The following is a 21,430-nucleotide window of genomic DNA, read 5'->3' as shown; positions in this document are numbered from 1 at the left end:
TTTATAAAAATTAATATAAAATTATTCAGATAATTAAAAATATAAATAAAGGATGATTTACAATGCCAAAAATTAGAAAAGCCGTTATTCCCGCCGCAGGCTTAGGAACTCGCTTCTTGCCCGCGACTAAAGCCTGCCCTAAGGAAATGCTGCCCATTGTGGATAAGCCTACGATCCAATATATTATCGAGGAAGCGTTAGCCAGCGGTATTACTGAAATCTTAATCGTTACCAGCAGAACTAAACGCGCTATTGAGGATCATTTTGACAGAAGTTCGGAACTGGAAGCCAATTTAGCGGAACATAATAAGGATGAGCTGCTGCAGCTGGTGCAGGAGATAGCGGATATTGATATCCATTTTATCCGGCAGAAGGAGGCCAAGAGCTTAGGTCATGCTATTTTATGCGCCAAAGCCTTTGTTGGCAGCGAGCCCTTTGCCGTGCTTTTGGGCGATGATGTCGTTTACAATGACGATTATCCCTGCCTGAAGCAGCTGATAGATGTGTATGCTGCGGTTGGCGGCAGCGTTCTGGGCTGTCAGACTGTGCCGCAGGAAAAGGTTTCTGCTTACGGCATTGTGGACAGTGTGCGGACTGACAAGGAACGTATTTTCCGTGTTAAAGATATGGTAGAAAAGCCTGCGGTAAATGAAGCTCCCAGTCGTTTAGCCGTGTTGGGACGATATATTATTACGCCGGAGATTTTTACTATTTTGGAAAACACAGCGCCGGGCCGCGGCGGCGAGATTCAACTGACAGACGCTTTGAAGGTTTTGGCGCAGCGGCAGGCTATGTACGCTTATGATTTTGTAGGCAGCCGCTACGATGTGGGCGATAAGCAGGGCTATTTGGAGGCTATGGTAGAGTACGCCATGCGCCGGGAGGATTTAAAGGATAAGTTTTTGGCGTATTTGCAGGGGATAGTGAAATAAAAAGGACGGCCTGCGCCGTCCTTTAAGGTACTTAATTTATTTATCACGATAGTGCGAACCGCATTGAGCTATTTCGATATTGTCGTTATTTATTCTAAAAACAATCCTGTTTTTACTGTCAATTCGCACGCTGTAAAATCCCGATAAGTCTCCCTTTAGCGGCTCTGCTTTGCCTGTGCATTGGTAGCCATTTCTAGAGATATCTTTAAGAAGATTATTGATTTTTTTGAGCGTTTTCTTATCTTGATTTTGCCAATAAATATAGTCTTCCCAAGCCTGGTCGTGCCATATTTTTGGCATTATTCCACCTCCATTAATTCGTGTTCAGTTAGATTACGGCCTGCCTTAATATCGTCGATAGCATGCTTTAATCGAGCCATATTTTCTGCACAGAAAAATGGATCTGCCGTAATTTCAAAAGGAATTCGTTGTTCTTTGGTTACTTTGGTAGCAAATAATATGAAAGCTGACGAAAGCGATAATCCCATATTTTTACAAGTCGTTTCCATATTCTTTTTTAGCTCTGCATCCATACGGAAGCTAATCATAGCTTGAGCCATAGTGTAACACCTTCTTTCTTAATTTATATTATAGCATAGATGTCCAACAAATTCTATCAAAATAAATCATTTTTTGCATAAGCGATTTGTTTTGATGCTAAAACGTAGTGCTTTGTAAATTAAATGAAGAACTGCAAAAAGTTGGCAGTGCATATCTGAAGCTTTGTGCGATATAAGATGCGTTAAAAGAAAGGTAATTATGCATACTTTGCAACAGATCATTCGCAAACTACAATTAAATAATAAACTGGCGGTTCTGCGTACTTGCGGCAGCGACTACCAAAAGGCCTTGCTGCGTGAGCTGACGGCAGAGTATAACCTGGTGGATTGCTCTTTGCCCGGCGTGCGGTTGCAGGCGGAGCAAAATCCCGGGCTTTTTGTGCAGGGCTTGCCGCTGCCTGCTTATCTTGCTAATGTGCAGCATGTGTCATTTTTACTGCCTTGTTTATTGGAAGAGAATTTTCCGGTTGCCAGGCTGATAGCCGGCTGTACCCAAAGCGCTGCTTTGCAGGAGGAGCTGCCTGATAATGCTTTTGGCAGAATCGCTTGGCTGGATTTACCTTTAGCAAATAGCGGGGCGGATAGCTTGCCTTTTGTGCCGGGAGAAAAGTATTTGCAGAGAATAGGGCAGCGGCAGCCGCGGCAGGATATGCTTGCGGCTATTATGCGCGGCAATTTATTTGCTGTGGATGGCAAGGAAGCGATGGCAGCTTATGTGCGGCGGATATTGCAGCAAAGCATTATGAAGCTGACACCGGCGCGGGACGAGCTGAAATTCTTTCGCTTTTTATGCGCTGCTGCCGGTATGGCCGGCGGCGTAGTAAATTATGCCGTACTGTCGGACGGCGTGGGTATCAGTTCGCCTACGGCCAAGCAATGGCTGAAGCTTTTGGCTGGAGCAGGCGTGATTTATTTGCTGCCGTCTATAGAGCAATTGGCTGGCAAGCGTTTGGTAAAGGCGCCGAAGCTGTATTTCAGGGATACTGGCGTGGCGGCTCATCTTTTGCAGCTGCGCGATGCGGGGGCGTTGCTTTCCAGCCTGTATTTTAAGGGGTTGTATGAAAATTATGTGCTGAACCTGCTGCGGGAAAGCTATTTGCAGCAGGGGATAATGCCGGATATGAAATTTTACCGTGACTCCAACCGCAAGGAGGTCAGCGTTATTTTGCGGCTGGATAGAGTGATTTATCCTATGCTGATTTGCCATGGGCCGTTTAACGTGCGTAAGGTTGGTAAGCTGTTTGCCGCTTTGCAGCCCTATGCGCAGGAATGCGGCTGCGGGCAGGGAGTTGGCTGCGTGCTGACTTTAGGCGGAGAGTGCCGTGAGCTGACGGAAGAAATATGGCAGGTTAATACAGAGCAATTATAGATTTAAAGCGAAGCCGCTTTTAATAGCTGGCTTCGCTTTTTGCTGCTATTTAAAATTATTGGCCTCCTTTGTTGTAATACAAATGGCACGTAGTTGTCAAAAAACAGACTGATTTACTTTTACTGCCTGTGCTTTTATGCTATAATTGGAGAGCGAAAAATTCTTTTATGGATAAATATTGAAGTATAATTGAGGTAAAACTATGCAGATTATCATTTCTCCTGCCAAGCAGATGCAGGTGGATACTGACGCCTGCTCCTGCAATGTGCCGCAGTTTTTGGAGCGCACCAAGCTTTTGTTGGCCGCTATGCGGCAGATGAGCCTGCCGGAGCTGCAAAAGCTGTGGGTCTGCAACGACGCTTTGGCGCAGCAGAATTACGAGCGCATTAAGAATATGCAGCTGGAGCGTAATCTTACGCCCGCAGTTCTGGCCTATGTAGGACTGCAGTATACGCACATGGGGCCGCGGGTGCTGGAGTGGGACGCCTGGGAGTATGTGTGTAAGCACTTGCGCATTTTATCCGGTTTTTACGGCTTATTAAAGGCTGCGGACGGTGTGGTTCCGTACCGTTTGGAAATGCAGGCCAAGCTGGCGGCGGCTGGCAGTAAAAATCTGTACCAGTTTTGGGGACGCAGCCTTTACGACGCGCTGACGGCAGAGGATAAGGTGCTTTTGAATTTGGCGTCCAAGGAATACAGTAAGGCAGTAGAGCCTTATCTGACGGACGATGTGCGCTTTGTCACCTGCATTTTTGGCTGCGCTAAGCTTGACGGCGGCTACAGAGTGAAGGCAACGGAGGCCAAAATGGCGCGGGGCAGTATGGTGCGCTGGTGCGCCGGGCATAACGCCCAAAGTCCGGAGGAGGTACAAGCCTTTGATACCTATGGCTACCGCTACCGGCCGGAGCTTTCATCCGCTAACGAATTTGTTTTTGTGAAGTAAGAGGGGGAACTATGGAATTATTATTGCAGTTCGCGTTGCTGACGTTGGGTTTTGTGCTTTTAGGCAAGGGCGCCGATTGGTTTGTAGAGGGTGCGGCGGGCATCGCTACCCGCTTTGGCATACCGCAGCTGGTGGTGGGGCTGACCATCGTCGCCATGGGAACCAGCGCGCCGGAGGCTGCCGTAAGTATCGCCGCGGCTATTAAGGGCAGCGCGGATATTACCATCGGCAATATTGTAGGCAGCAACATTATGAATATCCTGATTATTTTGGGTCTGGCGGCGGTGATTACGCCTCTGGCTGTGGCTCGATCGACCGTGCGGGTGGAGCTGCCCTTTGTGATTGCCATTACCGTCCTTTTGCTGTATCAGGGCGTGGACGGTACCATTTCTCTGGCCGACGGCATGGTGCTGTGCCTGGCCTTTGCCGTTTATCTTATTTATCTTTATACTATGGCTGTTAAAAATAAGGTGGACGACGATTTGCAGGAATACGGCTATTCCTTGCAGCGCTGCTTGCTGGCAACGGCGGGCGGCCTTGTGGTAATTATTGCCGGCAGTAATCTGACCGTCAACGCCGCGAGCGCTATTGCCGCTTACGCTGGGCTCAGCGAACGCTTTATCGGACTGACCATCGTGGCGCTGGGAACCAGCCTGCCGGAGCTGGTTACCTCGGTGACGGCGGCGCGCCGGGGCAATGCGGATATCGCCATCGGCAATATTGTGGGCAGCAATATCTTTAATATACTGTTTGTCGTCGGCTTGTCGGCGCTGATTATCGATATACCCTTTGCAGCCGCGTTTCAGTTCGACTCTTATGTTGCCATCGGCACGGCAGCGCTGCTGTGGCTGTGCGTGCTGCCTAAGTACCGCCTGAACCGGTGGTGCGGGGCGCTGATGCTGGCGTGCTATGCCGTATATTTATGGCGTATTTTGTAAAAAGCTGTAAATAATGTACATTTTTTAGCGCTTTTGCTGAAAAATAGCTTGTACAGTGGCCTTTTTTATGATAAAATATTTCGAGTGTAAAAATACACACGCAGGATAATTTGCCCGCTGTCTGCGTCAGCCGCGCAGTTATGGGTAAAAATGCGTCTCTGCGGAGGAAAAAACAGGAGGAAACAAAAAATGGCTATTATCTCTATGAAACAATTACTTGAAGCTGGTGTTCATTTTGGTCACCAAACCCGTCGCTGGAACCCTAAAATGGCTCCGTACATCTTTACCGAGCGCAATGGTATCTACATCATTGACCTGCAAAAGACCGTAAAGAAGGTTGACGAAGCTTACAACTTCATCCGTGAGGTTGCCGCTGCCGGTGAAAGCATTCTGTTCGTTGGCACCAAAAAACAAGCTCAAGAGGCTATGAAAGAAGAAGCTACCCGCTGCAACATGTTCTATGTAAACGAGCGTTGGCTGGGCGGCATGCTGACCAACTTCAAAACCATCCAAACCCGTATTGCTCGCCTGCGCAAGCTGGAAGCTATGGAAGCTGACGGTACCTTCGACGTTCTGCCGAAGAAAGAAGTTATCGGTCTGAAACATGAAATGGAAAAGCTGACCAAATACTTGGGCGGTATTAAAGATATGAAGAAGCTGCCGGGCGCAATGTTCATCGTTGACCCCCGCAAAGAGCACATTGCCGTATTGGAAGCTCACAAGCTGAACATTCCTATCGTGGCAACTGTTGACACCAACTGCGACCCCGACGAAATCGATCACGTAATCCCTGCAAACGACGACGCTATCCGCGCTGTTAAGCTGTTGACCGCAAAAATGGCTGACGCTGTTCTGGAAGGCCGTCAAGGTATGCAGACCGAAGAAGCTGCAGCTGAAGAAGAAGTTGCTGCTGAAGACGCTGAATAATTTAAACTTTATAATTTGAGGAGGATTTACTAATGGCTCAAATTACTGCTGCATTGGTTAAAGAACTGCGCGAACGTACCGGCGCAGGCATGATGGACTGCAAAAAGGCTCTGACCGCTGTTGAAGGCGATATGGATAAGGCTATCGACTTCCTGCGTGAAAAAGGCCTGGCTGCTGCCGCTAAAAAAGCAGGCCGCATCGCTGCTGAAGGCGTTGTTGGCTACTGCCTGAGCGAAGACGGCAAGGTTGGCACCATTGTTGAGGTTAACTGCGAAACCGACTTCGTTGCTAAAACCGATAATTTCAAAGAGCTGGTTTCCAAGATTGCAGCTCATATCGTAGCTACTAAACCGGCTGATATCGACGCTCTGCTGGCTTCCGAGATCGAAGGCCAAACCGTTGCCGACCTGGTAACTGCAAGCATCGCTAAGATTGGCGAAAAGATTAACGTTCGCCGTTTCGCTCTGTACGAAGCTCCCGAAGGCCTGGTTGCCGCTTATATCCACGGCGGCGGCAAAATCGGCGTTCTGGTAGAAATGAAGGGCGGCAGCGCCGAGCTGGGCAAGGATATCGCTATGCAGGTTGCCGCTGCTAACCCCAGCTATCTGGAGCGCACTCAGGTTCCTGCTGCTGAGCTGGAGCATGAAAAAGAAGTTTTGGCTGAACAAGCTAAAAACGAAGGCAAACCGGAAAAAATCATCGAGAAGATGGTTATGGGCCGCATCAACAAATATTACAAGGAAGTTTGCCTGGTTGACCAGGACTTCGTTAAGGATCCTGAGCAAACCATCAGCAAGCTGCTGAAAGCTAACAATGCCGAGGTTCTGGCATTTGCGCGCTTCCAGCTGGGCGAAGGCATCGAAAAGAAACAAGAGGATTTCGCTGCTGAAGTTATGTCCCAAATCAAAGGCTAATAGCTTTTGCTAATACTGACCTGCATTCTTCGGAGTGCAGGTCTTTTTGTTGTATAAGAAAAGCCGAAGGCCGGCAGTTTTGCCAGCTTTCGGCAATTTCGGCCAGCTCGCCGCTCGCGCTGTCAAAGACGGGGTTGTCGATGAGCACCTGCATAGCGGTCTGCGCTTCGTCCGGAGTTACGTCCTCGTATAATGAAATGAATAAAGCTGAATTTGATAAAATGATGAGTTTGGGCTATGCTGATCTTCTTGCAGGGAGGCATGAAGATGCAGATACGTATAGCCGTGGATAAAGGTCGCCGTAATAACATTCCGCTGCTTAGGCGTCATTTGGATAAGCTGGATATGGGGCTGGACGAGTTCTTTAGCGAAGTATGCCGGGTGCGAAGGGCATTGAAGAACCTGGAGGGGAAATAATAATAGTGTAAGTCTTGCGGGGGGGTACAGAGGTGATATAATATTAGCATGGAGACGTGCGGAGTCTTGAATATGCTTGGCAAGATATGGTGATGGTTATGGCGGTTGAAAGATCTTCGGAACAATTGAAGTTCCTTAATTTTTGCGCTTCTAAGCATACAGTGCAAATTAAAACTCTGGCCCATTATATAGTCCGATTAAATAATTTCTTCTTAGATAAGAAGATTATAAAGCAAGGCGTTTTTTCTGAGCAAGACCTAGAGGCGTTAAAAGCGTTGAAGAAAAATGATAATTGGAAAGCGTTGTTGGGCGAAGCGTTTACAGGCGGGTCGCTGCTTTTGGCAAGCCTATATTTTTTCTATTTATTAGAGTACTTGGAAGCCGGAACTATGCGAGAGCCTGTTGCTGGAGAAGTCCAGGAAAAACCGCAAGCAGAAAATGTAAGCGCATCGGACGGCAAGCCTTCTACAGCGCCCGTTGAAAGCGTTATTGACGAGGAAAAAGAAACGGCTGCGATTGATGACGCAGGCGAATCTACCGAAGAACAGCCTGAGAAAATAGTTGAACCTCCTCTCGTTTATGCTGTTCGTGATAAAGAAGCAGACGCTGAAGATGCAGGCATTAAAGCTTTACCACCAGACGAGAGCGTTTTAGGCGGCGACAAAGAAGCATTTTACTTTGTTGATTTTACCAAGATAGCTGATTTGACATATACAAGACCCATGCGATTTTCATATTTTGGTAAAGAAAAAGCGTGTGGTAAATCGTGGACTGACTTGTTCGTGAATTTTATGACCGTTATGGTGAGCGAGTATCCTGATATGTTTACAGCAGGGATGTCTTTTTCAAAAATTGGTAAACGCACCGAACTTTTGAAAAAAAGCGATGCTCATCTGATGATTGCTCCTAAAAGCATTCCTGAAAGCGATTATGTGTTGGAAACGAATTGCAGCGCAAAGAATATAGTTGCCAAAATTAAGTATATACTCGACCTTTGCCATGTGGGTGAGGAGAACATTGTAATCGGTTACGAAAGAAAGGCGCATTCTTCTGCGGCAGTAAGTAATAGAGAAAATGTTTCTGCCCAACAAGCAGAGCCAGCTTTTAAAAATGAAGAGTACATTTCTACACAAAAGGAAGAGCCTGCTTTCATAAACGAGGAATATGCTTCTGTGCTGCAAGAACGCTTCTCAAAGGGCTTCCGCATGGAATCTTCCTTGGAGATTAGAAAATTCAGGCGCTATTATGCCGCGCAGTTTGGCAAGGAGCTGGCTGATTCTGATGAGTTAATCACGCGGAATATCAAGCGGCTGTGCATTTTATATGCAGGAAAAGCTTTCTTGCCCGCTGTTATGCTGAGCGAGGAGCTAAAAGAAAAATTGCTGCATTACATTGAAGAAAGCTTTGCCAGCGGGAAAAAAGTAATTTACTTTCAGGCGTTGTACAATCATTTTGCGCAAGACTTTCTGGATTATCCTATCCATGATGCCGATATGCTGCGGATATATCTTGAGCATTTACACATTGACGGCGTCTTTATAAAGTGTGACTTTATTTCTAAGGAAAGATACGTAGTCGTAGACCCGGTTGCAGAAATCCGCCAATGCTTGCAGGAGTACGCGCGGCCTGTGGAATATGAGGAAGTATTCGCAGCTTTGCCGCATATACCCCAAAGCAATATTAAATATATACTGAACGGCAATAGAGAATTTGTCAATAACGGCGGCGGGGCCTATTTCCATGAAAGCTCGCTTATGCTTTCCCATGAAGAATTAGAGAATATAGCCGCTATTATCGACTACTATATTCAGGATAAGGAATTCATGGGAGGCAACGAGCTGTACGAAGCAGTTAAGGCGAAGTACCCTGACATAATCGACAATAACGCTATCTATTCTGTTAATGGCTTCAGGGATGCGTTGAAGTATAAGCTTGGCGAGCGTTTTTATTTTAAAGGCAATGTTATTAGCCGTTACGGTAAGCCTTTGTCCATGACGGACGTGTTCGCTAATTATGCAAAACGTCACGATAGCTTTACGCTGACGGAGCTGCAGGCGTTAGCGGGAGAATTGGCTACGGGAATATATTTTGAGCCTGTTTACGAGAATAGCCTGCGTATCAGCCGGGAGCAATTTGTCGCCAAGAGCCGCGCCCACTTTTTGGTGGACGAAACGGACGCTGCGCTCGACCGCATTTGCGCGGGCGATTACATCGCTATTAAGGAAATTACGAACTTTGGCATGTTCCCCTACGCCGGATTTGCGTGGAATAGTTTTTTGCTGGAGCATTATGCGGCATTTTACAGCCATAAGTATAAGCTGCTGCACTGCGGTAGCTTTAATGCGAAAACGTGCGTGGGCGTTATTGTTAAAAAGAGTGCGGGGATAGACGCTTTCGATGATTTGGTCGTTGATTTATTAATGCATACGGATATCGAACTGAATAAAGCTTCTGTACTGCAATATTTGAGCGATATCGGTTACATTGCCCAACGTAAATATTCTAATATAGAAGCGCTCATCATCAAAGCCAACGCGCAAAGAAACAGGAAGGACACTGATTAAAATGTACTCATACAGTTGGGACGCTGCAACAGGCGGCTTGCTGCTGAACAGCTCGCCGCTTGCGTTTAGCAAGGAACCGCGTCCCGTTTATTATAAAGAGCTCGATGTTTTGGGGTTCGATAAGCATTGGCAGTATGCTAAGAGCGATGCCTACCCGTATATGTGGGCGGAAGCCAATAATTATTTTTACCGGGGAAGGCTGGTGGCCAAAACCAAGGGCGGCAGTATGTGTACCGCGCCGGAGATTATTCTTATTGACGAGCCTGAACCGGACGGAGCGCCCCTGCGCTTTGTCGATATTCCGGCCATGGTGGAAAAAAACCGCGATATTCTGGAAAAGCTGGCGTCGGAGACGATAAGAAAGATTTATAACATTTACGTCGAGTATATGAATAAAGTAGACGTTTTCTATGTCGCGTTCAGCGGCGGCAAGGACAGCATTGTAACGCTGGATTTAGTGCAGCGCGCCTTGCCGCATAATAAATTTAAAGTCCTTTTTGGTGATACTGGGATGGAGTTCCCGGATACGTATAAAGCAGTTGAAGCTGTAGAACAGCAATGTATTGAAAATAATGTAGAGTTTCTTCAGGCTAAGTCTGATTATAGCCCTGCATTTACTTGGAAAAAATTCGGCCCGCCGGCTACGGTCACGAGATGGTGCTGTAGTGTGCATAAGACTGCGCCGCAAGTACTGAAATTAAGAGAATATACTGGTTTGCATGATTTTATCGGTATGGCGTTTATCGGTATCAGGGCTAGCGAAAGCCTGTCGAGAAGCGAATATGATTATATCAGCCTTGGGGAAAAGCATAAAGGGCAATATAGTTGCAATCCCATATTGGAGTGGAATTCTGCCGAGTTGTATTTGTATATCTTTATGCAAGACTTATACATGAACGAAGCATATAAAAAAGGCAATCGTCGGGTGGGCTGCCTGGTTTGTCCTCGTGCAGCAGAAAGAAATGATTATATGAGTAGAGAATTGTATTCTGAAGAATACGATTCTCTTATTGGGACAGTACGTGATTTATATAAAAAATCATTTTCTTCTACGGAACAGTTGGATGAGTTTATCGCAAACGGCGGTTGGAAGGCTCGTAAAAATGGGCGAGATATTTCGATTGAATTGAATTATTCAGAGCAAATGGAAAATGGCAGACCGACACTCAGGATAAATAACCCTCAAACGGACTGGAAAATATGGATTAAGACAATAGGCGTGCTTTTAAATGACGAGTCTCCGTATAGAATCTTGTTCCGCAAAGAGCAGTATATTTTCGACGTTATCGAAGAACAAGGAAGTATTTGCGTAAGTTATTCGTCGGAATTGTCAAAGAAAAATTCCATGTTTGTCAAGCTATTAAAAAACGTATTTAGAAAAGCAGCTTGCTGTATTCGCTGCCGGGAATGTGAAGTAGATTGCCAATTCGGGTGTATCAATATGGATAAGGGAGTTTTGAGTATCAGCGACGACTGCCGACATTGCGCGTTGTGCCATAAGGTTGAAAAAGGATGTTTGATATATAAATCTTTAGAAATGCCAAGGGGAGGATTAAGAATGAGCGCTAATAGAAGTTTGAATTGTTATTCACATCATGCGCCTAAGATTGAGTGGTTTAACCAATATTTTAATTTTAAGGAGAGCTTCGCACAGAAGCATTCGCTTGGTTCTCAGATGTACAGCTTCTTTAGGCGTTTTCTTAGGGATGCAGGATTGCTTGAAGAGAATGGTTATAGTAGCTTTGCCGGTGTTATTAACAATATCGGATTAGATAATTTATCAAGCTGGGCGTTAATGTTGACCAATTTGGCATATACGCCGCAAATAAATTGGCTCATTAAACGTGTTAAATTGCATGAGACTGTCAATAAGGAATATACTCTCTCCTTGCTGGTAGCGGACGGAGCGAAAGAAAGTTGGGTCGGCGATATCTGGAGTTCTTATTCTAGGATTCTTGCGCTTCCGTTCAGTGAAGTCGGTTTAGGCGTTGCTAATCGTGAAAAGAATACAATGCTTTCTATCACAAGAAACAGCTGGCAAAACCCGGAGCCGCGCGTAATCCTGTACTCTTTGTTTAAATTTGCCGAGGCGTGCGGCAATTATTACCAGTTCACATTATCCAGATTATTGAACCACGATATCGATAGCGACGGCGTAAGTCCGACGGAAATTTTCGGCTTGGAACGGGAGCAGATGGAAAAAATATTGAACGGGCTGTCCATCAACTATCCTGATTTTATCAACGCCAGCTTTACGCTGGATTTGGATAATATTACGCTTAACAGTGAAAAGACTGCGCAAGACGTTTTAAATTTATTCTGATTTTATGCTAAGGAGATGGCGTTCATGCCGATGTTAGAGAAATACCGTCATTATTTTGATATTGACCCCGATTATTTTCCCGCCGTAAACGAGGCGGTTATCAATAAAAACCCGGAGATGTGGAAGAAATTTTTCCCGCATGAAACCTTTATTAAGCTCATTAAAAATACGGTGGATGTGCTTTCCCGCAAGCAAAAGATGTGCCTGTGGGTGGAAGGCGCGTATGGCACGGGCAAATCGCACGCAGTGCTGACGCTGAAAAAATTGCTGGACGCCGGCGAGGAGGATACGCGCGCTTATTTTCAACGCTACAGCATGGATAGCGATTTGTGCAACCGCTTTCAGTCCGTTAAAAACAGCGGACGCATTTTGACGGTACACCGTTACGGTTCGGCGACTATCCGCGGCGACCACAATCTCATTTTCGCTATCCAGGAAAGCGTAGAGAAGGCCCTTACTGAAGCCGGTATTGAAAACAAGGGTGGAAATGCCTTGAAGGAGGCTACGGTGGAGTGGCTTTCCGATAGGTGTAACAGGGATTATTTTAACGCCTTGATTACCGGGGCTTACGCCGATTTGTTTGGCGGGGACGACGTTGACGCCGTTATTAACAAGTTAAAGACTTTCTCCGGCGACGCGCTGGCGAAGGTTATGGACGATATTTTTAAAGTGGCTGACGAACGGCAGATTAAAATGCTGTCGCTCAGCACTGCCGGTTTATGCAGCTGGCTGCGGGAGATCATCAAAGCGAACGAGTTAAAAGCCATCGTCTTCATCTGGGATGAGTTTACGGAGTATTTTAAGAATAACGCGCGTAATTTGACGGGCTTTCAGGAGCTTTGTGAACTTAGCGAAACAGAACCGTTTTATTTTATCTTAGTTACCCATTTAACGCAGGGGCTTTTTTATGAACGCGATAAGGACTTTATTAAATTGAACGACCGCTTCGTAAAGCCGCATTGTTTAATCAGCCTGCCGGAAAATATCGCTTTTCAGCTGATGGGCGCCGCTATGGAAAAGAACAAGGATTCTGAAGTCGCTGCCGATTGGCAGGATGTGCTGGGCGATTTGATAGACAGAACTAAGGAATCCCGCAAATTGGTGAAGAACGTAGCGCATATTTCCGATCAGGAAATGGTGGGTATTCTGCCTATTCATCCTTACGCGGCGCTTTTGCTGAAGCATATTTCCGCTGCGTTTGATTCCAACCAGCGCAGTATGTTCGACTTTATTAAGAATGACCGCGGCGATGAAATCAAGGGCTTCCAATGGTTTATTGATAAATTGGGGCCGGAGGACGAGAACCCGCTCCTCACTGTCGATATGCTGTGGGAGTTTTTCTATGACAAGGGCAAGGACTATCTTGCTCATGATATCCGCTCCATCTTGGATTATTACAACCGCGCGGGAAATAAAAGCCTGATTCCGGATCAGAAGCGCGTATTAAAGACAGTATTGCTGCTGCAGGCAATTTCGCAATATGCGGGCGATTCCGTAGAGCTGTTTATCCCTAACGCCAGAAATATCGATAACGCCTTTGAAGGCACGGATTTAGACGGGTCTGCTTCCCGCTGCGCCGCTCAGCTCGTCCGGGATAAGGTTTTGTTTGAGAAACCGTTGGGAGCGGGCAAATCACAGTACGCTGCGTATAATAACGAAGGCGAAATCGATACCAGGCCCTTTGAGGAGCAAATTGATAAAAGAAGTACGTCTGCGTTGATTACGGAAGAATTGACGGATAAGACAAGAATTGTCGACGCGGTTACGCTTGCCGGGGCGTTGAAGCTGCGCTATGAATTGAGATATGTTTCGTCCATGGATTTTGAATCTACAATCAGGCAATTACGCAATACGGAAGAGAAGTACGTCAATAAAATTGTGGCAGTCGTTTGCTTTGCCAAGGACGATAGTGAAAGCGTTCTCATTGGCAAAAAAATTCACGAGGCTCTTGAAGCCGGAACGTACAATATGATTTTCATCGACGCTTCGAGCACTCCTTTCGGCGCAGACGGATACGCCTGTTATCGCCTCGATATGGCGCGTTCCATGGCCCAGCAGGGCAAGGATAATGATTTGGCTAAACAATATGCCAATAATGCCAAGGACAGCCTGAAGAAATGGAAGTCGAGAATAGCCGGAGGAGAGTTCGTCGTGTATACGGCTGCTAAACGCGACGGCGAGCGGGCGATTACGCTTGATAATTTGTATGAAATTCTTGGCGAGATTAACAAGAAGAAATTCCCGGAATGCCTTGAAAGCGTATACAATGTAATCGAAAATATGTATACGCCCAGCAATATGAAGCAGGGCGTAGAGTGTGCCTGCAATCAAAAAACGAGCGGTACCTTCCGGTCGGGCAGCAAGGAAACGCAGCTGGAGAAAGCCCTTGACGGCGCGTGGAATGTGGATAAGTACTGGGATGTTATTCCGTATCTGCATATTTCTAAAATTAAGCGCTGTGTCGACGGGTTTATTGACGAACGCTTTCACAACGAAGGCGGGCGCGTTTCCATCAGGCAGATTTTCGACGTGTTGAAAGCTGCGCCGTACGGCTTTATGCCTTGCAATCTGTCCGCGTTTATGCTGGGCTTTATCTTGAAGGAATATACGGACGGAACCTATAGCTGGAGCGACGGGTTGCAGAACGATATTTTAAACGTCAATAAGCTCAAGGAAATGATTGACGAAGCTATCCGCTTGGAAATTACGCCGAATCCGAGGTACAGGGATAAGTACATAGTTTCGATGACGCCGAAGGAAAAAGCGTTTAACGAGCTTACCGCCGCCGCTTTTGCTATCCCTCTCAATATGTGTACCTCCGTACCCAATACCAGGGAACGCATCCGCAGCAAGATGAAAGAATACGCTTTCCCGCTGTGGACGGTACAGTCGCTGCTGGCAACGGAAGCTTTGAAGACGGATACCACAGCTTTGGCTAAACTTATTGATTTGTATTGCGGAATCGCTAACAGCAATAACATGGGAGCTGCCCAATCCGACAGCGATATCGCTATGTCCATCGGCGAGCTGGCTATGGCTAATCCGACTGCCGCCGAAGATTTAAAGAAATTATTCTGTAAAGAAAAGTGTATGTCGGGTATGGCGCAGTATCTTAAAAGCTTCGACGATGGGGCGCTCGTTTCGCTGGCAGGGGAAATTGACGACGGCGGGCAGTATATAAACGTCCTGCGTAAGAAGTTTGATGCGGATGCGGCTAATTGGGTCTGGAATATAGAAACGGCACAGCAGAAAATCAGGGAAGTGATTTTGGAATATAAAATTATTGCAGAGAGCAATAAGATTATTTCTAAAAATATTTCTTTGGAGGATACTGTGCGCGAATGGTGCGATAAATGCGGTTATATCAGGATAGCGTGTGTTGCCGCCAAAAAGGAGCTTGGCGAATTAGGTTCATTCCTTGATATCCTGTTCAACGTGAAGAAGGCGGGTACGCTGCTCGACTCGCAGAAGCAGAAATTCTTGGAGTTGCTGCAAGCGAGCGGCGAGGCGTTTCGTAGTTTCTACACCAATCAGGTTGACGTTTTCAAGCGGGTCTGCAATTTTTATCTGGACGGCATTTCTGATGAAGAAATCAAAGAAGTATTTGACACCCTTCCTGCGGGAGCTTTTACTTACGATAGGAAGGAGTACTTCGATACGGTCGAAGCCAAGGTAAAAGCCTATAAAGAGGGCTTGAAAAGTACGAAATTAAAGAATATGTGGCGGGAAAAGACGGGAACCGCTACGCCTCGCGCATGGTCTAAACAGCATGGGATGCCAATTCTGTGCCTCGTTCCAGATTCTGAAATTGGCAAAGCCAGGGCTGCTTTTGCCGCGGTAAATAGAAGCAAATCCGACGAAGCTACTATCGATAAAGCTTTGGAGTATTTCGCAACGACGCATTTCTTCGATTTATTGTCTGATGAAAGGGAATTGGACAAGGCGTTCAGAGAGGTAATTATAAAGTCCTACGCTGTTATGCTGACGGATATTCAGGAAGTAAAGGACTATTTGGATTCGCATATTACGGCCGAACCGTTTGAATGGTTTGGCTTGCCGGAAGTCGATAAAAAGTTACAGCAGATGGCGGAAGCAAAATATAACCAGGGCGGCTGCGACCGGGCTCTCGCTAAGATTGACGAGATGGGTATCACGGACGTTAAAAAGTATTTGAAAGAGCTGATTCGGGATAATATGGTTGTGGGCATGGAAATTATTAAAGGAAACTAAGGGGGGCTTCTGTATGACGCTGGATGCAGTCTGGAAAAAGATAGGCAGGTATCTGAAAAAAGAAGATGCAGGCTCCCTGGTAGTCAACGTGCAAAACAAGCGCGATTTGGACGCTATAGTAACGCGTTATAATTTGCCGCAGAATAATTTTATCCATGCGTCGGATTCGCAGTTTTGTAAAGCCGACGAATTTCCGTCGACGGCTTCTCTTTTAAATTTTTTGGCACAAGGCAGCGGCATTTATTTCGTTTGCGAAGTAGCGTCGTTCTTCCGGCTGCAAGGCGAGGTCGCATTGAAGCAAATCTTGCGGGAATTGCTGTTCCTGAATATTACAGGGCATGTGGTTATTCTTACATATCAATGCGCAGCTCTTTTAGCGTCCATGATAAAAAGCGACAGGCGTTTAGAAGCAAGAATTTGCCTTGTTGACGGCGACAAGGACGAGCTGCCTAAATTGGTATTTACGGTTAAAGATTTGAAGAGCGCTGAGCCTGATAAGAATGTCGTGGGTATCGAGCAAATACCCAGGGCTGTGGAAGCGGGTATTGCAGGCGAGCTTTATGTTGAAACAAAAAAAGCTAGGAAGAATTTCCCGCATTCTTTGTATTCAATCAGCGAGATGAAAAATGCCTATGAGATTCTTTGCAAAAAGGATAACAAGACGGCGGCGCTCGCCAAAGGCGTCGGCTCCGATGACGATTGGCAGGACGCGTTAGCTGAATTTCAAGAGTATGCATCTTGGGAACAGCTGATTTTTGATAAAATTGGCGATATCCATCATTTGGATAGAGGTATATCCCATTATCAGTATAACCGTAGCGATAAAAGATGGTTATGGTATTATTTTATCGGGTTAAAATTATTTGGCGCGCCCATGGATAAGTATTTGCATAGCGTTGCTCAGCAGTCGGAAACAGTAGCAGATTTTGTGCGCAATATTTTCCTGGCTATCCTGGATTTTCCACCAAGCAGCAAAGAGTTCGCGGCTCTGTATGGGCGGCGTAAAGAGCTGCTGAACGCCATTGGCAACCCCGCGGAGGAAGTGGCGCATTATTGCAGGCTTGTCCTTAGTAAGGAGCGCGACGCGCTTTATTACCTGACGGATAATACTCTGCAGGAAAAGCAATGCTTCTTCAGGCTTTTGGATAAATATGCCCTCGATTATGAGCGCGGCGAACTCCTTGCAATTATTGAGAGAGTATACCCGGCTTTGGGTAATTACCTCAATCCCTATCGCTTCAAAAATAATTTACTGGATAACTATTTTCAGGAATATAAATATCAAAAGGTTATCAATAAAATTCTGCCTGAGTTTATGGATGTTGTAGAGCGGCAGGCCGTCGCACGCGATTATAACGCGCTGCTGCAACCGCGGAGTTCTGTGGTGGAAAGGCTCGACAGCGAGAACGCGCAAACATATTTTACGGACGCTATGGGCGTAGAGTACCTGGGCTTTATTATGGCGAAATGTCATGACTTAAAGCTTATGGCCAAGGTAACGGTATGCCGCAGCGAATTGCCTTCCATTACAAGCCGCAACAAGGAATTTTGGGACGTGCTGTCGACAGAGCAATACCCGATTATCACTTTTGATAAAATCGACAAGATTAAGCATCATGGCGAGGAGGGTTATGATTACAGCAGGCCGGACGGCAAGCTGCCAATTCATTTGATTCGCGAGCTGGAGCTGATTGACGGCTTATTGGAACAAATCAGACTGGATCTCGTGAATGGCGCTTACAGTAAAGCTATCTTGATTTCCGATCATGGAGCCAGCAGACTGGCCGTAATCCACGAAACTGAAAATCTGCTTGAGATGGAGCTGAACGGGCAGCATTCCGGCAGATGCTGTCCTAAAAGCGCTATCGATGAAAAACCGGACAACGCTACGGATGCGGATGATTTTTGGGCGCTGGCAAACTATGACCGGTTTCAAGGCAGCCGTAAAGCTAATGTTGAGGTTCATGGCGGCGCAACCCTTGAAGAAGTCGTTGTGCCGATAATCGAGCTTTCGTGCTTGCCTGCCGCCGTGGAAGTAAAGCTTATGCCGGCAGAAGCTGGCAGAACATTCGTTGGCGTTCCGGAAATATTGGTAAGCTACAGAAAGAAAGCGGCTATCAAGATTTTTGCAACGCAAAAATTACTGGATGTTTCCGTTCGGATAGACGGGCATGAGTATGAGGCAAGGGCGATTGACGATAATTTCTATATTATCGAAGCTATGCCTGAAATTCGTCGCGCTAAAACATATGAAGTAGACGTTTATGTCGGCGGAAACAAAATAGCCTCCGCACTTCCGCTAATAGTGAAAAAAGAAAGCGGCAGCGAAAAGAGTATTCTTTAGGAGAAAAGTAAATGATTGAAAAACTTAGAGATTGTTTCGATGAAATGGTCGTCTATAAAGATTTGCGCAAAAGTAATTTCTTTTCGGCTCTGGGGCTGCCATCCTTTTTGCGCGATTGGCTTATAAAAAAGTTTGCGGATGAAAATGGCAATATCGATATTGCGGAACTAACGGATTTTATTCATACTTACTTGCCCAATAAAGAAGAGTGGGTGCGTATTAAAGACAGAATTATAAATGATAACGAGCGCGTAAAGCTTTTGACCAAAATATCAGTGGATATTAGCATTAAGACCGGGGAAATAACTTTCTCGCTTCCCGATTTTGGCTTGAACAATAAGGAGAGCATGATTGATTATTCGACATGGGAGCGATATCGCGGCGAACTGATTAACGGGCAGGAAGTGTGGGGAGTAGTAGAGCTTGGCTATAGAATGCCGGACGATACTGTAAAGCCGAAGCAGCCGGGCAAGATTCGCCTGACTGGCTTTACTAATTTCTGCCCTTATACGATTGACCTTGATTATTATAAGGACGTTCGCAATGAGTTCACTACGTCTGAATGGATTGACGTTTTGCTGGGAGCAATGGACTATAATGCCGATGGCTACGAGGATGAAGAACAAAAGCTTGCCATGCTTACGCACGTTTTGCCGTTTGTAGAAAAAAGATTAAATCTTATTGAGCTTGCGCCCAAAGGAACGGGAAAATCGTATGTTTTTGGACATGTGAGCAAGTACGGTATGCTTACGGATGGCGGCAGGGTAACGCGTGCGAAAATGTTCTACGATACGGCGCGGAAAACGCCGGGCTTTATTACCGGGAATGACTTTGTGGCGATTGATGAAGTAAAGCTTGTGCAATTTGGCGATGTTAATGAAATGCGTTCCATTATGCAGGGATATATGGAATATGGCAAATTCAACATCGGCGGATATGAAGGTAAATCCGATGCAGGTGTAATTTTCCTTGGCAACATAGCGCAAAGTCGTATGGACGAATACCAGAATATGTTCTCGGAGCTGCCGGCTTTATTTCAGGAGAGCGCTCTTGTCGACCGCATCCACGGATTTATAAAAGGGTGGGATATCCCTAGGATGAACGACGACCTTAAAATATCCGGGTGGGCGCTAAATTCCGAATATTTCTGCACGATTCTGCACGAACTTCGCAACGATGTAAGCTATCGAGCTATTGTAGACCAAATTGTCGACGTCCCTGAAAAAGCGGATACCCGCGACACAGAAGCAGTAAAGCGAATCGCCACGGCTTACCTTAAACTGTTATTTCCCAATGTTAGAGCTGCGCGGGATATCAATTTAAAGCATTTCCAACAATACTGCTTACGCCCTGCCATTCGCATGAGGAGGATTATCAAAAGGCAGCTTGGGATTTTGGACGTAGAATTTAAAGGAAAAGACGTGCCTTCTTTTTCTTTAAGGGAGCTTAGCGATGAAAATTGACTGCGTTATTTGCGGAAAAGAAAGCTTAGATAAGGATACTATTGGCATTAACAAAAAGCTTTTAGGAAAATCTATTAACAATTATTATTGTATGGACTGCCTGGCGGAATATTTAGAATGCACGGTTCAGGAGCTTTTCGATAAAATAGAGGAATTTAAGGAAGAGGGTTGCACCTTATTCAAATGAATAACAAAAAGTTTATTTATGCCGACCACGCGGCTACGACTATGCTTTTACCGCAAGCTTTGGCCGCGATGACGCCTTTTCTTACAGCTGAATATGGTAACGCTTCCACGTTGTATTCTTTAGCGAGGGAGCCGAAAAAAGCGTTAGCAGACGCTCGCAGCGCTATCGCCGCTTGTATTGGCGCTGAGCCGGAAGAAATATTTTTTACTTCCTGCGGCACGGAAGCTGATAACTGGGCTTTGAAGGGAACTGCTTTCTGGTTTCCACAGCAAAAGAAACGCATTATCACAACTGCTATAGAGCATCATGCCGTTCTTCGCTCATGCCAGCTCTTAGAGCGCATGGGTTATGATGTTGTATATTTGCCTGTGGATGCGCAGGGGTTGGTCGCTAAAGAAGCTTTGCGTGCGGCCATCAATAGCGTTACGGTTTTAGTTTCTATCATGCTGGCTAATAACGAAATCGGGACAATTGAACCGATACAAGAGCTGGCCGGGGTTGCGCATGAATTTGGCGTGCCTTTCCATACCGATGCGGTGCAAGCGGTCGGGCATATACCAATAGACGTTAGAAAATTAGGCGTGGATATGTTGTCTGCATCAGCCCATAAATTCAATGGACCCAAGGGAATCGGCTTTTTATATATAAAGAGGGGCTTGAAATTAGCTAATTTGGTAGACGGCGGGGCACAGGAATCTGGCAGGCGAGGGGGAACGGAAAACATTGCCAGTATTGTCGGCATGGCGGAAGCGTTGCAGTTTAATGTGGCGAATCTGGAAGCCCACACCGAACGCCTCAATAGGCTGTGTAAGCTTTTGCTCGACGAACTGGATAAAAAGCGTTTGCCTTATGTTTTAAACGGTTCCGAACATCGTATACCAGGCAGCTTAAGCTTATCCTTTGCCCATGAGGACGGGGAAGCGCTTTTACACAGATTGGATCTTATGGGAGTGGCGGTTACTACTGGGTCTGCATGCAATTCCCATGAGACGGAGGTGTCGCATGTCTTGCAAGCTATCAAGTTACCGGCTCATTTAGCTAAGGGCACTATTCGCGTTACTTTAGGCTTTGAAAACACGGAAGAAGAAGTAAAGAGGATTGCGCTTTGCTTGGCGAAGCTCCTTGCAAGCGCGAAGTAGCGGCTTGTGTGGGGATGGTGGACAAATAAAGGGCGGGCACACCACAGAAAATGACAAATTACTGTAAAAGGAGCTGCCGCATCAGACGATTTATTTTCGTCAATGCGGCAGCTCCTTAAAGCTTTGTGTGCCCGGCATGGGCGATAACTAGGTGGTGAAAGTCCACTACGCGCTCGGTAG

The 21,430-nt window shown here is 46.2% G+C and carries 17 protein-coding genes; 14 read left to right on the top strand and 3 right to left on the bottom strand.

All coding sequences use genetic code 11. From position 1 onward, the window contains the following. Positions 1-62: 62 nt before the first annotated feature. The gene (gene galU, locus QZ105_RS06440; protein ID WP_293729029.1) at positions 63-932 is read left to right on the top strand and encodes a UTP--glucose-1-phosphate uridylyltransferase GalU; all 870 of its coding nucleotides are present in this window, start codon (positions 63-65) and stop codon (positions 930-932) included. A gap of 36 nt (positions 933-968) precedes the next feature. On the opposite strand, the gene QZ105_RS06435 is transcribed toward galU, so the two are convergent. Together QZ105_RS06435 and QZ105_RS06430 are read right to left on the bottom strand one after the other, a co-directional pair. Beyond that, positions 969-1,232 (bottom strand): Txe/YoeB family addiction module toxin, encoded by a 264-nt coding sequence (locus QZ105_RS06435; RefSeq protein ID WP_293729028.1) that lies wholly within the window; start codon positions 1,230-1,232, stop codon positions 969-971. Next, the gene (locus QZ105_RS06430; RefSeq protein WP_293729027.1) at positions 1,232-1,492 is read right to left on the bottom strand and encodes a type II toxin-antitoxin system RelB/DinJ family antitoxin; all 261 of its coding nucleotides are present in this window, start codon (positions 1,490-1,492) and stop codon (positions 1,232-1,234) included. Before QZ105_RS06430 ends, QZ105_RS06435 begins: the two co-directional genes overlap by 1 nt. Positions 1,493-1,691: 199 nt before the next feature. Between QZ105_RS06430 and QZ105_RS06425 the strand changes: the two genes are divergently transcribed. The 5 genes from QZ105_RS06425 to tsf all read left to right on the top strand — a co-directional run bounded on the left by QZ105_RS06425 (position 1,692) and on the right by tsf (position 6,583). Then, complete coding sequence (locus tag QZ105_RS06425; RefSeq protein ID WP_293729026.1) at positions 1,692-2,861, top strand: DUF4143 domain-containing protein; 1,170 nt, start codon at positions 1,692-1,694, stop codon at positions 2,859-2,861. Between the two features lie 202 nt (positions 2,862-3,063). Further along, positions 3,064-3,804 (top strand): peroxide stress protein YaaA, encoded by a 741-nt coding sequence (gene yaaA, locus QZ105_RS06420; protein WP_293729025.1) that lies wholly within the window; start codon positions 3,064-3,066, stop codon positions 3,802-3,804. A gap of 11 nt (positions 3,805-3,815) precedes the next feature. Then, on the top strand, positions 3,816-4,742 hold the full coding sequence (locus tag QZ105_RS06415; RefSeq protein ID WP_293729024.1) for a calcium/sodium antiporter: 927 nt from the start codon (positions 3,816-3,818) through the stop codon (positions 4,740-4,742). 189 nt (positions 4,743-4,931) lie between these two features. After that, the gene (gene rpsB / locus QZ105_RS06410) at positions 4,932-5,669 is read left to right on the top strand and encodes a 30S ribosomal protein S2 (protein ID WP_293729023.1); all 738 of its coding nucleotides are present in this window, start codon (positions 4,932-4,934) and stop codon (positions 5,667-5,669) included. Positions 5,670-5,701: 32 nt separating this feature from the next. Next, entirely contained in the window at positions 5,702-6,583 is an 882-nt protein-coding gene (tsf, locus tag QZ105_RS06405) for a translation elongation factor Ts (protein WP_293729022.1), read from the top strand. Here the strand turns inward: tsf and QZ105_RS06400 are convergent. Further along, positions 6,573-6,737, bottom strand: coding sequence for a hypothetical protein (locus tag QZ105_RS06400; RefSeq protein WP_293729021.1), 165 nt, complete (start codon positions 6,735-6,737; stop codon positions 6,573-6,575). The two genes, tsf and QZ105_RS06400, sit on opposite strands and share 11 nt — an antisense overlap. A 113-nt stretch (positions 6,738-6,850) precedes the next feature. On the opposite strand from QZ105_RS06400, the gene QZ105_RS06395 reads away from it, so the two are divergent. From QZ105_RS06395 to QZ105_RS06360, 8 genes are all read left to right on the top strand, one after another. Next, positions 6,851-7,000, top strand: a complete 150-nt coding sequence (locus QZ105_RS06395; protein ID WP_293729020.1) for a hypothetical protein — start codon at positions 6,851-6,853, stop codon at positions 6,998-7,000. Positions 7,001-7,086: 86 nt separating this feature from the next. Beyond that, positions 7,087-9,564 carry a hypothetical protein gene (locus QZ105_RS06390; RefSeq protein ID WP_293729019.1) on the top strand — a complete coding sequence of 826 codons (2,478 nt, stop codon included), beginning with the start codon at positions 7,087-7,089 and terminating at the stop codon, positions 9,562-9,564. A gap of 1 nt (position 9,565) precedes the next feature. Continuing rightward, positions 9,566-11,887, top strand: coding sequence for a phosphoadenosine phosphosulfate reductase family protein (locus QZ105_RS06385; protein ID WP_293729018.1), 2,322 nt, complete (start codon positions 9,566-9,568; stop codon positions 11,885-11,887). Between the two features lie 24 nt (positions 11,888-11,911). Continuing rightward, positions 11,912-16,117, top strand: a complete 4,206-nt coding sequence (locus tag QZ105_RS06380) for a hypothetical protein (protein WP_293729017.1) — start codon at positions 11,912-11,914, stop codon at positions 16,115-16,117. A gap of 13 nt (positions 16,118-16,130) precedes the next feature. Next, positions 16,131-18,461, top strand: coding sequence for a BREX-4 system phosphatase PglZ (gene pglZ / locus QZ105_RS06375; RefSeq protein WP_293729016.1), 2,331 nt, complete (start codon positions 16,131-16,133; stop codon positions 18,459-18,461). A gap of 11 nt (positions 18,462-18,472) precedes the next feature. Then, the gene (gene brxL, locus QZ105_RS06370) at positions 18,473-19,924 is read left to right on the top strand and encodes a BREX system Lon protease-like protein BrxL (protein WP_293729015.1); all 1,452 of its coding nucleotides are present in this window, start codon (positions 18,473-18,475) and stop codon (positions 19,922-19,924) included. Continuing rightward, entirely contained in the window at positions 19,914-20,111 is a 198-nt protein-coding gene (locus QZ105_RS06365; protein WP_293729014.1) for a hypothetical protein, read from the top strand. Before brxL ends, QZ105_RS06365 begins: the two co-directional genes overlap by 11 nt. Then, on the top strand, positions 20,108-21,250 hold the full coding sequence (locus QZ105_RS06360; RefSeq protein ID WP_293729013.1) for a cysteine desulfurase family protein: 1,143 nt from the start codon (positions 20,108-20,110) through the stop codon (positions 21,248-21,250). Before QZ105_RS06365 ends, QZ105_RS06360 begins: the two co-directional genes overlap by 4 nt. Positions 21,251-21,430: the final 180 nt, after the last annotated feature.

The sequence above is a fragment of the uncultured Phascolarctobacterium sp. genome (assembly GCF_905212365.1).
In the GTDB taxonomy this organism is placed as follows: domain Bacteria; phylum Bacillota; class Negativicutes; order Acidaminococcales; family Acidaminococcaceae; genus Phascolarctobacterium_A.
Note: the sequence above shows the minus strand (reverse complement) of the source record. Positions and strands in the feature narration are given on the sequence as shown.

Coding starts and splice junctions, on each gene's coding strand:
- pglZ (WP_293729016.1), top strand. CDS start 16,131: ATGACGCTGGATGCAGTCTGGAAAAAGATAGGCAGGTATCTGAAAAAA.
- QZ105_RS06395 (WP_293729020.1), top strand. CDS start 6,851: ATGCAGATACGTATAGCCGTGGATAAAGGTCGCCGTAATAACATTCCG.
- rpsB (WP_293729023.1), top strand. CDS start 4,932: ATGGCTATTATCTCTATGAAACAATTACTTGAAGCTGGTGTTCATTTT.
- QZ105_RS06385 (WP_293729018.1), top strand. CDS start 9,566: ATGTACTCATACAGTTGGGACGCTGCAACAGGCGGCTTGCTGCTGAAC.
- QZ105_RS06425 (WP_293729026.1), top strand. CDS start 1,692: ATGCATACTTTGCAACAGATCATTCGCAAACTACAATTAAATAATAAA.
- brxL (WP_293729015.1), top strand. CDS start 18,473: ATGATTGAAAAACTTAGAGATTGTTTCGATGAAATGGTCGTCTATAAA.
- QZ105_RS06360 (WP_293729013.1), top strand. CDS start 20,108: ATGAATAACAAAAAGTTTATTTATGCCGACCACGCGGCTACGACTATG.
- QZ105_RS06380 (WP_293729017.1), top strand. CDS start 11,912: ATGCCGATGTTAGAGAAATACCGTCATTATTTTGATATTGACCCCGAT.
- galU (WP_293729029.1), top strand. CDS start 63: ATGCCAAAAATTAGAAAAGCCGTTATTCCCGCCGCAGGCTTAGGAACT.
- yaaA (WP_293729025.1), top strand. CDS start 3,064: ATGCAGATTATCATTTCTCCTGCCAAGCAGATGCAGGTGGATACTGAC.
- QZ105_RS06415 (WP_293729024.1), top strand. CDS start 3,816: ATGGAATTATTATTGCAGTTCGCGTTGCTGACGTTGGGTTTTGTGCTT.
- QZ105_RS06430 (WP_293729027.1), bottom strand. CDS start 1,492: ATGGCTCAAGCTATGATTAGCTTCCGTATGGATGCAGAGCTAAAAAAG.
- QZ105_RS06390 (WP_293729019.1), top strand. CDS start 7,087: ATGGTGATGGTTATGGCGGTTGAAAGATCTTCGGAACAATTGAAGTTC.
- QZ105_RS06365 (WP_293729014.1), top strand. CDS start 19,914: ATGAAAATTGACTGCGTTATTTGCGGAAAAGAAAGCTTAGATAAGGAT.
- QZ105_RS06435 (WP_293729028.1), bottom strand. CDS start 1,232: ATGCCAAAAATATGGCACGACCAGGCTTGGGAAGACTATATTTATTGG.
- QZ105_RS06400 (WP_293729021.1), bottom strand. CDS start 6,737: ATGCAGGTGCTCATCGACAACCCCGTCTTTGACAGCGCGAGCGGCGAG.
- tsf (WP_293729022.1), top strand. CDS start 5,702: ATGGCTCAAATTACTGCTGCATTGGTTAAAGAACTGCGCGAACGTACC.